The sequence below is a fragment of the Bacillus sp. OTU2372 genome, assembly GCF_038440275.1.
GTDB classification, from domain to species: Bacteria; Bacillota; Bacilli; order Bacillales; family Cytobacillaceae; genus Neobacillus; species Neobacillus bataviensis_B.
In genome coordinates, this window is sequence record NZ_JASATK010000019.1 from 84,378 (window position 1) to 97,571 (window position 13,194).

Sequence of the window (13,194 nt, forward strand, 5' to 3'; positions counted from 1 at the left end):
TTCTTTCTTTTATTGTTGGTTTGAATTTGTTTTCCAGCTTGAAAATTTTCTTTCTAAGGAAATTAATAGATAATTAATCGCCACACCAAGCAGGGAAATCGTAATAATACCGGCATACATTTGCGGAATTTGAAAGTTCTGCTGCGAATAATTAATGAGAAATCCCAAACCTTCTTTAGCTCCAACCATTTCGGCAGCAATCAACACAAGAATGGATGATGATCCAGCCATACGTATTCCGGTAAAAATAGTCGGAATAGAAGCTGGCAAAATGATTTTATAAAACAGCCTGTAGGAGGGAAGAGCCATGGATTTGGCCGCCTTAATAAGTAATGGATCGACATTTCGAACAGCATTGATCGTATTTAAAAGAATCGGAAAGGTACAAGCAAAAAAGACGATGGAAACTTTAGAGGTTTCTCCAATCCCAAGCAGCAAAATAAAGACAGGTAATAATGCTAAGGCAGCTGTATTACGAAACACCTCCAGCACCGGATTTAACAATTCGCTTGCCAGCGGATACCACCCAATAATAAGCCCCAAAGGAATGGCAACAAGTATCGCCAACCCAAATCCGAAAAGCGAACGGAGAATACTGGCCTGAAAGTGGGCATACAGATCACCCGAAATCACTAATCCCCACCAACTCTCTGCTACTTTTGAAAAAGGCGGAAAGAACGTGGGATCCACTAACCCCATTCGGGGAGCAGTCTCCCAAAGGATTAGTAAAAGCAAGATGACAATTGATTGTTTGATAAGACTTTGCACCCAATGAAAAGAAAAACGAATCCCATGGGATGTTTGCATTGGGGCTGTGAACGATTTTCCAAAATCAGACATTTCCTCACCTCTTCTATAAAATAATTAAACTTTTTTAAGCTGATTGATCTTTATTCTCGACTGTTTGCGCTTTGACTACCTCTTCTCGAAGCAAATCCCAAATTTGGTGACGGGCATTTGCAAATGCTGTTGTCGAACGTAAATCCTCTTCATGACTGGTTGAATGAAGCGGGTTATCAATAATTTGTTTAATGGTTCCAGGACGGGAAGTCATTACGGCAACACGCTGTCCCAGATACACCGCCTCATCAATCCCATGGGTAATGAAAACAATTGTCTTTTTGGTATGTTCCCAGATTCGAAGTAATTCTGTTTGCAAGGTTTCACGCGTCTGCGCATCGAGGGCAGCGAACGGTTCATCCATTAATAGCACTTCAGGGTCAAACGCCAAACTTCTGGCAATGGCCACACGCTGCTTCATTCCACCTGAGAGTTCGTGCGGATAACGATCTTCAAAACCTGCTAATCCAACCAGTGACAAAAAGTGCCGAGAAATTTCAGCCCGCTCCTTTTTGGGAACACCTTTAGATTCTAAGCCAAATTCAATATTTCCTTTAGCTGTCTTCCAAGGCAATAGCGCATACTGCTGAAAGACAATCCCCCGATCTAAACCGGGTCCCTCAATCGGTTTTCCATCCAATAAGATCCGTCCGGAGGTTGGTTTCGTCAACCCGCCTAAAAGATCAAGCAAAGTTGATTTTCCGCATCCTGATGGGCCTACTAATGAAAGAAACTCTCCACTGTTCACCGAAAGATGAACATTTTTAATGGCTGTAAATTCTTTAAGGGCTCCCTTTCCTTGCTCTAAGTCCCTTACTTTAAAGACCTTACTGACATGTTCAAACTGAATTTTTGCCGTCATCCTCTCACCCCATTACTTTTTTTCAATTTCACCCTTATAAGGATTAAATTCATTGGTATACAAATTACTTAGTTTCACTTGGCCATCTTTGAACTCACCATTTTTCTTTAGCCAATCGACCCAAATTTTAAATTCCTTGCCCTGAATAACTCCACCTTTCTCCGCAATACCTGTACTTTTCCAATATTGCACCGTATTTGTATCTTCCTTGCGCCCCCGTTTCTTAATAATGGATTCATAACGGGCAATCACTTCTTCTCGTGAATGGGTTTGTGCCCACTCAATCGCTTTTGCTGTAGCCTCAACAAACTTTTTCACCGTATGTGGATTTTGTTTGATGAATTTTTCGGTAAATACATAGCTGCCTGCTGTGAAAGGTCCCAACAAATCATAATCACTAAAAAGCTTTTTTATCCCCCCATTTTTTACAGCCAGATCACCTAACATCCCAGTCAAAACAGCCACATCGATTTGTTTTTGGCGCAGTGCTTGCTCTGTACTTACAGGTGGCAGAACAACTAATGTTACTTTCTTAATTTCTTCGTCTGTGAGTCCATTTTGTTTTAAATATTCTTTTAAAACGAATTCAGCATGAGCTCCCATTGTGTTCATACCAACTTTTTTTCCAATTAAATCGTGAGCATCTTTTATCGAGCTGTCATTTAAAACGTAATAGCCAGTGTATGTATCCTTATCACTGCCGTAATAACCAATGACCGATTTTATAGGTGCACCGCTCGCTATCAATTTGGCAATGGCCCCGTTAAATGCACCGCCAAAATCAGTTTGACCGGTAGCTGCGTTTTGAATAGAGGCAGGCCCGCTTGTTTGATTTCCGATCCATTCAAGTTTAATCGGACCAAGATAGCCTAAATCCTCCGCTAACTCTGGATAAGTAACCGAACCCACCGATCCTTCATACCTGAGTTTCAGCGTTTCATACGCGCCATTTCCTTTTGTTCCTGTAGCTCCTGTCTTCTTCTCCTGGCATCCAGCAGATATAACGATTGATAATACCACTAACAAAAAAAGTACGTTCCTTCTCCAAAACTTCATAACATTCCCTTCCTTCTCTTAAGATTAAAACCAATCCATCCAATCGAAATATCCTTTACTGGCAACAAAAAATACGATTAATTAAGGGCACATTCTTATTTGCGTACCTATTCCTCGAAAAAAAAAAAACGGAGACCTATCTTTTAAAAGAAAAGTCTCCGGTCGACCGGTGGATATATATTTAATTTCCCATTGGACTACTTGGTTTTCACTATCCTATCAGTTCCATTTTCATCAGTCAACGGAATATTAAAAATTTTCTAAATTGAATTTTTCTATCAGCCTATTTATTTTTTAATTATTGACAGAAGTATTTAGACCATTTAAAATCACATTAAACCGATAGGGATTACATAATTAACTTTCAAATGAATTGCTGACCAGTCACCTGGAAGCCAGAGCCATATGCTCTGGCTTTCTTTTGTCTTATCGGTCCATGATCAATGCGCCGCTTTTGCGGCTAAAAACAAGGAGGAAATAAAAATGAGTAATGTTAAAGAAGTGCAAAATGGAGCAGCAATCGTAGTAACACCAGTGTCCGGACGTATTGGAGCAGAAATATCAGGGGTGAAACTTTCCGGTGAACTCGACTCGGATACGGTTAAATCCATCCGTGAAGCACTATTAAAGTATAAGGTTGTATTCTTCCGTGATCAGAATCACCTAGATGATCAAGGACAAGAAGCATTTGCACAACTACTTGGTAACCCAGTTGTTCACCCAACTGTTCCGGCAAAAGGTGGCACAAACTATATATTAGAACTTCATTCTGATCATGGCGGTCGTGCAAATTCATGGCATACGGATGTAACGTTTGAAGCGGCGTACCCTAAATTCTCCATTCTACGCGGAGTAGTGATACCAGAGGCAGGAGGCGATACCGTTTGGGCAAACACAGCTACTGCCTATGAAAACCTGCCAACAGAATTACAAAGTCTAGCAGATCAATTATGGGCAGTCCATACGAATGCTTACGATTATGCAGCCAAGCACACGAATGTTTCTTCTGAAGCGAAAAAACGCCATGATGAAATCTTTACTTCTACCATCTATGAAACCGAACATCCCGTTGTCCATGTACATCCTGAAACAGGAGAGCGACACCTTCTACTTGGTCATTTTGTGAAAAACTTTATCGGGCTTTCTTCCACTGATTCGGCTCATTTATTTTCTATCTTACAAGGACATGTAACACAACTCGAAAATACGGTCCGTTGGAAATGGAGAGCGGGCGATGTCATCATTTGGGATAACCGCGCAACCCAACATTATGCAGTGAATGACTATGGTAATTCACAAAGGGTTGTCCGAAGAGTTACCATTGATGGAGAGGTACCTGTTGGTTTAGATGGTCGCCGTAGTATTACAAAAACAAAAGTAAAAAAGATTCAATAGGTAATCTTCTTTCCATCAGATATTGTAAAGTTAGGAAATAGTTCTCCCCAATTTGGGACGTATTAAAGTGTTATGACAACATAAATGTTATCGGAAAATAAAAAGCCTAATTTCTCCTTAATATATTGAGAAATTAGGCTTATTTAGTGATTTGACACAGGCATCGCGTGCGCAACAGTCGCAAATATAGAACTCCAATCACATCACAAGCACCTTTCTATTCTTTTTCGAGAATTTTCCTAAGTACCGCCTACATCAATGTCCTGTATTGATATCGTCTTCATCCTTTTTGCCCCAATGGCTTGTCAGTTTATCAAGTTTTTCCATACAAACTGTAATTCGATTAACCTCCGTATGGAGTAAAGAAATTTGGTGGTGTAGACTAGCTTCTCTTTCCACAATGGCCCGCTGCATTTCCTCTGGTGCTGGTCCGCCAGGCAGCGACCGAATTTTAACAAAGTGTTCTGGGTCCATTGCTGTGCGAATGACCTCTTCCGGTAAATTCAACGAAACTCCGACAACTGCTTTTGCCGCTTCATCTACGAGTAGAGATGTGACATGAGTCGCATTTAGTCCTCTGGCCAAGGCAATTTTCACCACCTGGCTGGCAATGGAATGAGAGGTCCGGAACGGGATGTTTGCTTCCCTAAACAGGGTGTCGGCTAATTCGGTAATCGTCGCAAAACTTTCTTGAGCCCTTCTTTTTAACAGTGCTTCATTTACGTCAATCGTTCCAACCACCACTTTTGTTAACCGAAAAACTTGATCTATGAGGTGCAGGCCCTTCCATAAATAAGGCTGAAGGTCATCCTCGGTATCGTTTATATCACCGAATGGTGTGTTATGTAACATTTGAAGTACGGTTTGGGCATTTCCAATCCCGCTTGAGCTTAATGCCCGAATATGCTCTAATGAAACGGGATTTCTTTTTTGCGGCATAATGGAACTCGTTTGCACATAGGGGTCTGCCACACGGATCGCTGAAAATTCCTGACTGGACCATAAGAGAAGATCTTGTGAAAATCGGCCGAGATTGATAAAGGTTAATTGGATCGCTGTGGCAATTTCCCCTAAATAATCAGCACCGCCAATTGAATCATAGGCACTCTTGATGATTTTAGGGAATCCTAATAACTCTGCAATCCTTTTTCGGTCAATCGGAAATCCGGTCGTAGTGAGGGCCGCCGCGCCGAGAGGACTGGCATTGCATGTTTCATATGCTGCCTTCAATCTTTTTAAGTCACGGTCAACAACATCGTATATTCCTAGTAGATAATGGGAGAACGTCATTGGCTGGGCCTGCTGGGTATGAGTATGCCCTAGGACAATGGTTTCCTTATAGGTGTCAATCACCCTCAAAAGGGTTTCTTGAAAGGAAAGCAGCGCCTCGATGGCGAGTAGAATCTTGTCCCTAAGAACCATTCTGTACATGGCAACACCCATATCGTTTCGACTCCTGGCAAGGTGCAAACTTCCACCCATTTCGCCGGCAACATTCATTATTTGACTCTCTACAAGGAAAAAGAGGTCCTCATACTGTCCATCATAGGTGGATTGAAGAAGTGCCTCCTTATCAAGCGCGTAAATACCTGCCAGAATTTGGTAAGCTTCATTCACCTCCAACAACCCTTGTTCCACCAGCATAATTAGATGGGCTTTATGGACTGCTAGCATCGGCTCTAGTAAAGTTTGTTTGGCGTGCTCATAAGCAGGTGCCAATACTACCTCTGAATAAGTCGCTCCAGGAAACTTCCGTCCTTCCTTTTTCAAAATGCTCTCCTTACTATCCATCACTATCCCCCCTAAAAAATCCCTAACATACTGACAAGTAAACTTTAGAAAATGAAATAAGAGAAAGAGGTTCGCAATCTTTTGTTTATTTTGGCCTGCAGCCTTTTATACTTATAAAAAAAGCATGAACATTGTATGTTCATGACATCGGTTGTCCGGAAGACTTTTTGTTTTCAATTATTCCTATTGGATATTTAATTATAACAGTAATTTACTTATCTTTCGATATTTTCTTAAAATTATAATTTTATCATTAATCCTAACTACTGGAGTTTTGTACTTCAATCAGCAACTAGGATATTTTTTACCAATTTCTGATTAAAAAAAGCTTGCATATAACAAATCATCCGCAAGCTTTTTCTACTATCCTAATACCACCAACGATTAATCACTTTATAAAGAGAATTAATTAAAATACCAACGGCAAAAAGCAGTAGCATGATATGTATGTAGTTTACCGATTTCCTTCGTTTACTTTGAAGAAAAATCCATATCCAAAGAATAGCTAATATGAAATGAATAACGCCTAGTACACGTTCATTTCCTGCCAATAACCTCATCTCCTATCATCTGCCGTTTAAACTCATGTAAAAACAATCGTTTTATTGCCATGGACTAGTACTTTATCTTCAACATGCCAGGAAACAGCCTCGGCAAGAACCCTTTTTTCCACATGACGTCCGGCCGTCTTTAAATCTTCTACTGTATAGCGATGATTAATCCGTTGTACATCTTGTTCGATAATTGGTCCTTCATCAAGATCATTTGTTACATAGTGGGCCGTTGCCCCGATTAACTTTACACCTCGATTAAACGCTCTCACATAAGGATTTGCCCCAACAAATGCCGGTAAGAAGGAGTGATGGATGTTAATAATTTGATTAGGAAAATGGGATATAAAATTGGGGGAAAGAATTTGCATATACCTTGCCAGGACAATAAAGTCTACCTTCCCTTCCAATAGTTCTAATGCCTTCTGTTCAGCCTCTTCTTTCGTTTCATGTGACATGGGGATATGATAAAAAGGGATGCCATACCCCTCAACGACTTCTTTTAAATCGGGGTGATTACTGATGACCAAAGGGAAATCCACCACGATTTCCTTGGATTTCCAGCGCCAAAGAAGCTCATTGAGGCAATGGTCTGCTTTGGAAACAAAGATAGCCATTCGCTTTCTTTTTTCATTACTGCTCAGCTGCCAATCCAGACTATAGTCCCGTTCCATTACCTGTAAATCCTGTTCTAGTTTTTCAAATGAAGAATCAGATTCTTTCATTTCAAACTCTATCCGCATAAAAAATATACCTGAGTTTGGATCTGTCGTATGTTGGTCAAAATGTACAATATTCACCTTGTGTTCTAATAAAAAATTCGTTACTTTTGAGATAATACCAGGCTTTTCTGGACAAGAAATTAATAGTTTAACACGGTTCAGGTTTACTTTTGTCATCCTTGCTCACACCATCCTTAGGCCTATGATTTATGTGAAATGAAATGAATTGATAAGAAGGGCTACTCGTCCCGCCCAAGAGGAATCCTCTCATACTTCTGAAATATTTGTTCTATTTTATAACACTATCATTCTTAAAGTATTAGACTTATGCATGAATTGCCTTTCCATCTACAGCAAGCGCTGCTTCACCAATCGCTTCGGCTAATGTTGGGTGTGGATGGATCATATGAGCAATATCCATTGAAGTTGCATTCAGAACTTTGGCTAATCCAAACTCTGTAATCATATCCGTTACATGGGGACCCACCATATGGGCACCTAACATTTTATTTGTTCCTTCTTCAACAACAAGTTTGATAAATCCGTCTGATTCACCAAAAACGAGGGCCTTTCCGATTGCCCGGAATGAGAATTTACCAGTTTTAACTTGAAATCCTTTCTCCTTCGCATCATCTTCTGTAAGACCAACACTTGCTACTTCTGGACTGCAGTATACACATTTTGGAACTTGAGTTGGATCAAGCACTTTAGGATTTTTTCCTGCCATATGTTCAATAGCAATGATTCCCTCATGTGAGGCGACATGGGCCAGCTGTAATCCCCCAATAACATCACCAATTGCGTAGATGTTGGGCTCATTTGTTTGATAGAATTCATTTGTTTTGATAAAAATCCCATTCATTTCGATCGCTGTTTTATCAAGTCCAATCCCTTCAATATTCGGCAGCCTACCTACGGATACTAAAAGTTTGTCTGCAGAAAATAACACTTCTTTCTCTTTATGCTCCGCCTTGATCGAAACACCATCACCTTTTTCAAGCGTTTCTGAGAGCACCTTTGCCCCTGTGACGATTTTCACGCCTTTTTTCTTTAGTAAGCGCTGGATTTCCTTTGAAACATCTTTATCTTCAGTCGGTAAAATTCGATCAGCATATTCAATCACTGTAATCTGGATGTCGAAGTCTACTAGCATCGACGCCCATTCGATTCCAATTACTCCTCCGCCCACAATGATAATTGATTTTGGTAACGTTTCCATTTCTAACGCTTCATCTGATGTCATGACATACTTTTCATCCGCTTCCAAGCCCTGAAATGTTCTTGGGCGAGAACCTGTTGCAATTAAAATATTCCGAGGACTTACAATGACTTCCCCTTCCTCATTGTTTAATTGAACTAACACATCCTTTGACCCCAAGATACTTCCTTTTCCCTCATAAATATCAATTTTTCCTTTTTTCATTAAATGTTGGATCCCTTTATACAGTCGGTCCTGAATTTCTTCTTTCCGAGCTTGTACCTTTGTAAAATCGAGTCCAACTTCTGGGGCAATGACACCATATCGATTTGCATTTTTTGTTTGTGCATATAATTCTGCACTTCTTAATAAGGCCTTGGTTGGAATACATCCGGCATGAAGGCATGTTCCACCGACTTTTCCTTTTTCGACTACCGCCACTTTTAAGCCTAATTGTGATGCGCGTATGGCAGCAACGTAGCCTCCTGGTCCCCCGCCGATAATCACAATGTCATATTCTTTTGTCATTTTCATTTCTCCTTTCCATAATACCCATATTACCTACAGGAAAACTTTGATTTATAGTGTTAAAACAGTTGATTCTCCTAGGACACTAACATTAGCCACGTTCCTATTAATCTATTTCGATTGCACACGCACTTGAGATAAAGCTGACTCCGACTAGAAAACCATGGTCATCTTGATAATCAATTACTGTTTCTTCATCTAAATAACGTTTTGTAAAGCGATCCATTCGGATCTGCAGCCCTTCTATCTCTATGTATATATCGTTTCGACGCGGTTCATCAAAAAGAATCGAAAACTTAACTGACATCCCGCATCCGCCAGCTACTTCCGCATCAATCCGAGGAATTCCCTCTTCATTCCCAGCTAATTCTTTTAGCTTGTTTATGGCTGCTTCTGTCATTTTTAATTTCATCGGACCTCACCTCTCCTAACCGCTCATTTCCTTGATTACGCATTCGCCTTTGCTGCATTGACCTGTTCATCGGCATGATAAGAGGAGCGAACAAGCGGGCCGGCTTCGCAGTGACTAAATCCTTTTGACATAGCTATTACTTTTAGTTCATCAAACTCCTGCGGACTCCAATATTTTTGAACTTTTAAATGATGTTTGGTAGGTTGTAAATATTGGCCTATCGTCATAATATCGACATTATTCACACGAAGATCATCCATCGTTTCAATAATTTCTTCTTTTGTTTCTCCAAGACCAATCATAATACTTGATTTTGTTGGAATAGCAGCATTTAGTTCTTTTGCCCGGCGTAAAAATTCAAGGGAACGTTCGTAGGTAGCCCGTGCTCGAATTTTTGGTGATAAACGTTTTACCGTCTCAATATTGTGATTTAAAATGTCAGGCTTCGCATCCATTAATGTCTTTAAGTTGTCATACTCACCATTCATATCGGAAGGAAGAACTTCAATACTGCAAAATGGATTACGGCGTCTTACGGCTCTGACCGTTTCTGCAAAAACCCCTGCTCCTCCATCTTTTAAATCGTCACGGGCAACAGCAGTAATCACAACATGCTTTAACCCCATCTGCTCCACAGATTCAGCAACGCGCTCCGGCTCTTCCCAATCAAGCTCTGTCGGCAGCCCCGTTTGAACCGCACAGAATCTGCAGGCACGTGTACATATACTTCCTAAAATCATAAAGGTTGCCGTTTTTCGTGATGCCCAACATTCATGAATGTTCGGGCATTTCGCTTCTTCACAGACTGTGTGAAGCTTTTTTTCACGCATCATCGTTTTTAAACCCGTATACTGTTCATTCGTATTTAATTTTATCTTGAGCCATTCTGGTTTACGTACATACTCGGTGGCCATCTAATTCACTCCTATGAACGGATCATATTATCTTTTAACTTGAAAACCATCTGTGCAGCGCATCCGCTGCACAGATGAAAGTTTCATTTTATGCGTTTACCGTTTCTTTTTCTTTCACTGCTGATTCCTCTTTTGTATAACGCAAAATCGGTTGTCTTGCTGCCTGCACTTCATCCAATCGGCCAATCACCGTTGTATGTGGTGCCGCTAATACGATACCTGGGTTTTCCTCTACCTCTTTGGCAATTTGAATCATCACATCAGCAAAGGCATCCATCGTTTCCTTTGACTCTGTTTCCGTCGGTTCGATCATCAAACACTCTTCCACATTCAGTGGGAAGTAAATGGTCGGCGGATGGTAACCAAAATCCAGCAGACGTTTGGCCATATCGAGTGTTCTTACCCCTAACTTTTTCTGCCTAGACCCGGATAATACAAATTCATGCTTACAAATTTGTGAATATGGTGCATCAAAATACGGCTCAAGCTTTTTGCGAAGATAGTTCGCATGAAGGACGGCACCTTCCGATACTTGACGTAATCCTTCAGGTCCCATGGTGCGAATATAGGTGTACGCACGCAATAGAATACCAAAGTTTCCATAATACCCTTTCACACGACCGATTGATAGAGGCTGGTTATAGTCTAGCTTATATTGATTATTTTCTTTGACCACTCGTGGAACTGGTAAAAACGGAATCAGCTTCTCTTTCACGCCGACTGGACCTGCACCTGGGCCACCGCCGCCATGAGGTGTAGTAAATGTTTTATGAAGATTTAAATGCACGATGTCAAAGCCCATTTGACCAGGTGTTGTTTTTCCTAAAATCGCATTGGCATTCGCACCGTCATAGTACAATAAACCGCCAGCTTCATGGACAACATTAGCAATTTCAACAATTTCTTTTTCAAACAGTCCGAGCGTATTCGGATTTGTCAGCATCAGTGCTGCTGTGTTATCATCCACATGTTTCTTTAATTCTTCCAGATCGACTAACCCATGCTCATTGGATGGAATCGTTATGGTTTCATAGCCGGCAACCGATGCACTTGCAGGGTTTGTTCCATGTGCCGAGTCCGGAACAAGTACTTTTTTTCTCACTTCACCTTTTTGCTTATGGTAGGCTTTGACCATCATTAACCCTGTCCATTCACCTTGAGCTCCTGCTGAAGGCTGTAATGTTACTGCATCCATTCCTGTGATAACAGCTAGTTCTTCCTGTAATTCATATAGAACTTCTAATGCACCCTGTACGGTTTCAGTTGGCTGGTATGGATGAATACGGCTAAACCCTTCCAAACGGGCTACATCTTCATTTATTTTTGGATTGTACTTCATTGTACAAGAACCAAGTGGATAGAAACCGTTATCGATCCCATGGTTTTTATTCGAAAGCGCTGTATAATGGCGAACAAGCTGCAGTTCTGATACTTCCGGGAGTTCTGCCGGAATATCACGAATCAAATGCTGCGGAAGTTTATCATTTATATCCACTTTCGCAACATCACTTTCCGGAAGGCTTGAACCCACTCGTCCTTGTCGACTAATTTCAAAAATCAGATCATTATATTCCACCATTTACAACAGCCTCCAGTACCTCGATAAATTGGTCTATCTCTTCTTTTGTCCTCTGCTCGGTCACCGCGATCAGCATTTGATTTTCAAAGCCGTAATCACTCACTAAGTCAAAGCCTCCGATGATTCCCGCCTCAAGCAGTTTTGCGTTTACCTCTTTGATTGGAAGAGGAAGTTCTACCACAAATTCATTAAAGAATGGTGCTTGGTTCGTAACGATAAAGCCTTTCTTTTGGAGACATTTTGCCATGTAATCAGCTTTTTCAATGTTTAGTTGAGCCATTTCACGAATTCCCTGCTTCCCAAGTGCACTCATACAAACAGCAGAAGCAAGTGCATTTAATGCCTGGTTTGAACAAATATTGGAGGAAGCTTTATCACGGCGAATATGTTGTTCACGTGCTTGAAGGGTTAAGACAAAGCCACGCTGTCCTTTCTCATCTTTCGTTTGCCCGACAATCCGTCCAGGAATTTTCCGCATAAATTTCTTACTTACAGCAAAATAACCACAGTGCGGGCCGCCAAAAGACATCGGAATTCCTAATGGCTGCATATCGCCGATCACAATATCTGCCCCAAGCTTACCGGGAGCCTGCAGGAGCGCCAGCGCCAACGGATTGGCACTTACGATGAAAAGTGCTCCGTTAGCTGCGGCAATTTTTTTAATTTCTGCCAAATCTTCAATCGAACCGAAGAAGTTAGGATATTGAACAATAACAGCAGCTGTCCCCTTATCGATTTGTTCTGCAAGTTTTTCTAGGTCGGTAACATCCGCAGCAAGATTCACATCTTCTACGGTATACCCTTGACCGCTTGCTACCGTATTTAAGATGGCGCGTGATTCAGGATGAACGGCCTTTGATACGAGCACTTTCGAACGTCTTGTTGATGAAACGGCAAGTGATGCCGCTTCCGCAAGTGATGTAAAACCATCGTACATGGAAGAATTGGCAACATCCATTCCTGTCAGCTCACAAACCATCGTTTGGAATTCAAAAATCGCCTGTAATTCGCCTTGGCTGATTTCCGGCTGGTATGGTGTATAGGCCGTATAAAATTCAGAACGGGAAATCATGTGGTTGACCACACTTGGTATGTAGTGATCATAAGTTCCTGCCCCTAGAAAGGTTGGGTATTGATTCGCATTTTTATTTATGGAAGCAAGACGATTCATTTTTTTCAGTAGGAGTACTTCAGGGTCCGCCTTTGGTATATTTAGCTCACCTTGCAATTGAATTTCAGCTGGAATATCTTCAAACAACTCATCGATAGAAGACATATTTAAAAAAGCGAGCATTTCTTCTTGATCTTGTTTCGTATCAGGGAGATATCTGTAAGTAGATGTCATT

The 13,194-nt window shown here is 41.0% G+C and carries 11 protein-coding genes; 1 reads left to right on the top strand and 10 read right to left on the bottom strand.

Annotation, left to right across the window (positions count from 1 at the left end; all coding sequences use genetic code 11):
- Positions 1 to 9: 9 nt before the first annotated feature.
- From AAHB15_RS22875 to AAHB15_RS22885, 3 genes are read right to left on the bottom strand one after another with little or no spacing between them, the layout of a single operon-like run.
- Positions 10 to 840: an ABC transporter permease gene (locus tag AAHB15_RS22875; protein ID WP_446715894.1), complete on the bottom strand. Its 831-nt coding sequence runs from the start codon at positions 838 to 840 to the stop codon at positions 10 to 12.
- A gap of 34 nt (positions 841 to 874) precedes the next feature.
- Positions 875 to 1,702 carry an ABC transporter ATP-binding protein gene (locus AAHB15_RS22880; protein WP_335574804.1) on the bottom strand — a complete coding sequence of 276 codons (828 nt, stop codon included), beginning with the start codon at positions 1,700 to 1,702 and terminating at the stop codon, positions 875 to 877.
- A 12-nt stretch (positions 1,703 to 1,714) separates the two neighbouring features.
- Positions 1,715 to 2,758 carry an ABC transporter substrate-binding protein gene (locus tag AAHB15_RS22885; RefSeq protein WP_335574805.1) on the bottom strand — a complete coding sequence of 348 codons (1,044 nt, stop codon included), beginning with the start codon at positions 2,756 to 2,758 and terminating at the stop codon, positions 1,715 to 1,717.
- 483 nt (positions 2,759 to 3,241) lie between these two features.
- Here AAHB15_RS22885 and AAHB15_RS22890 point away from each other — a divergent pair, with 483 nt between their 5' ends.
- Positions 3,242 to 4,153 (top strand): TauD/TfdA dioxygenase family protein, encoded by a 912-nt coding sequence (locus tag AAHB15_RS22890; RefSeq protein WP_342043421.1) that lies wholly within the window; start codon positions 3,242 to 3,244, stop codon positions 4,151 to 4,153.
- Positions 4,154 to 4,408: 255 nt separating this feature from the next.
- Here AAHB15_RS22890 and argH read toward each other — a convergent pair whose 3' ends face one another.
- From argH to gcvPA, 7 genes are all read right to left on the bottom strand, one after another.
- Positions 4,409 to 5,944, bottom strand: a complete 1,536-nt coding sequence (gene argH / locus AAHB15_RS22895) for an argininosuccinate lyase (RefSeq protein ID WP_342043423.1) — start codon at positions 5,942 to 5,944, stop codon at positions 4,409 to 4,411.
- Between the two features lie 583 nt (positions 5,945 to 6,527).
- A complete protein-coding gene (gene purU / locus AAHB15_RS22900) occupies positions 6,528 to 7,394 on the bottom strand; it encodes a formyltetrahydrofolate deformylase (RefSeq protein WP_342043424.1) in 867 nt (288 codons plus the stop codon).
- Between the two features lie 148 nt (positions 7,395 to 7,542).
- Positions 7,543 to 8,943: a dihydrolipoyl dehydrogenase gene (lpdA, locus tag AAHB15_RS22905; protein WP_342043426.1), complete on the bottom strand. Its 1,401-nt coding sequence runs from the start codon at positions 8,941 to 8,943 to the stop codon at positions 7,543 to 7,545.
- A 106-nt stretch (positions 8,944 to 9,049) separates the two neighbouring features.
- Positions 9,050 to 9,355 carry an iron-sulfur cluster biosynthesis family protein gene (locus AAHB15_RS22910; protein WP_342043428.1) on the bottom strand — a complete coding sequence of 102 codons (306 nt, stop codon included), beginning with the start codon at positions 9,353 to 9,355 and terminating at the stop codon, positions 9,050 to 9,052.
- Between the two features lie 35 nt (positions 9,356 to 9,390).
- Positions 9,391 to 10,269: a lipoyl synthase gene (gene lipA, locus AAHB15_RS22915; RefSeq protein ID WP_098528216.1), complete on the bottom strand. Its 879-nt coding sequence runs from the start codon at positions 10,267 to 10,269 to the stop codon at positions 9,391 to 9,393.
- 88 nt (positions 10,270 to 10,357) lie between these two features.
- Entirely contained in the window at positions 10,358 to 11,848 is a 1,491-nt protein-coding gene (gcvPB, locus tag AAHB15_RS22920) for an aminomethyl-transferring glycine dehydrogenase subunit GcvPB (RefSeq protein WP_342043429.1), read from the bottom strand.
- Positions 11,835 to 13,193, bottom strand: a complete 1,359-nt coding sequence (gcvPA, locus tag AAHB15_RS22925; protein WP_342043430.1) for an aminomethyl-transferring glycine dehydrogenase subunit GcvPA — start codon at positions 13,191 to 13,193, stop codon at positions 11,835 to 11,837. Before gcvPA ends, gcvPB begins: the two co-directional genes overlap by 14 nt.
- Position 13,194: the final 1 nt, after the last annotated feature.

Bases quoted from the DNA above. Each gene is read 5' to 3' on its own strand.
- lpdA (WP_342043426.1), bottom strand. From the start codon at position 8,943: ATGACAAAAGAATATGACATTGTGATTATCGGCGGGGGACCAGGAGGC.
- AAHB15_RS22890 (WP_342043421.1), top strand. From the start codon at position 3,242: ATGAGTAATGTTAAAGAAGTGCAAAATGGAGCAGCAATCGTAGTAACA.
- gcvPB (WP_342043429.1), bottom strand. From the start codon at position 11,848: ATGGTGGAATATAATGATCTGATTTTTGAAATTAGTCGACAAGGACGA.
- gcvPA (WP_342043430.1), bottom strand. From the start codon at position 13,193: ATGACATCTACTTACAGATATCTCCCTGATACGAAACAAGATCAAGAA.
- AAHB15_RS22885 (WP_335574805.1), bottom strand. From the start codon at position 2,758: ATGAAGTTTTGGAGAAGGAACGTACTTTTTTTGTTAGTGGTATTATCA.
- purU (WP_342043424.1), bottom strand. From the start codon at position 7,394: ATGACAAAAGTAAACCTGAACCGTGTTAAACTATTAATTTCTTGTCCA.
- AAHB15_RS22910 (WP_342043428.1), bottom strand. From the start codon at position 9,355: ATGAAATTAAAAATGACAGAAGCAGCCATAAACAAGCTAAAAGAATTA.
- AAHB15_RS22875 (WP_446715894.1), bottom strand. From the start codon at position 840: ATGTCTGATTTTGGAAAATCGTTCACAGCCCCAATGCAAACATCCCAT.
- argH (WP_342043423.1), bottom strand. From the start codon at position 5,944: ATGGATAGTAAGGAGAGCATTTTGAAAAAGGAAGGACGGAAGTTTCCT.
- AAHB15_RS22880 (WP_335574804.1), bottom strand. From the start codon at position 1,702: ATGACGGCAAAAATTCAGTTTGAACATGTCAGTAAGGTCTTTAAAGTA.
- lipA (WP_098528216.1), bottom strand. From the start codon at position 10,269: ATGGCCACCGAGTATGTACGTAAACCAGAATGGCTCAAGATAAAATTA.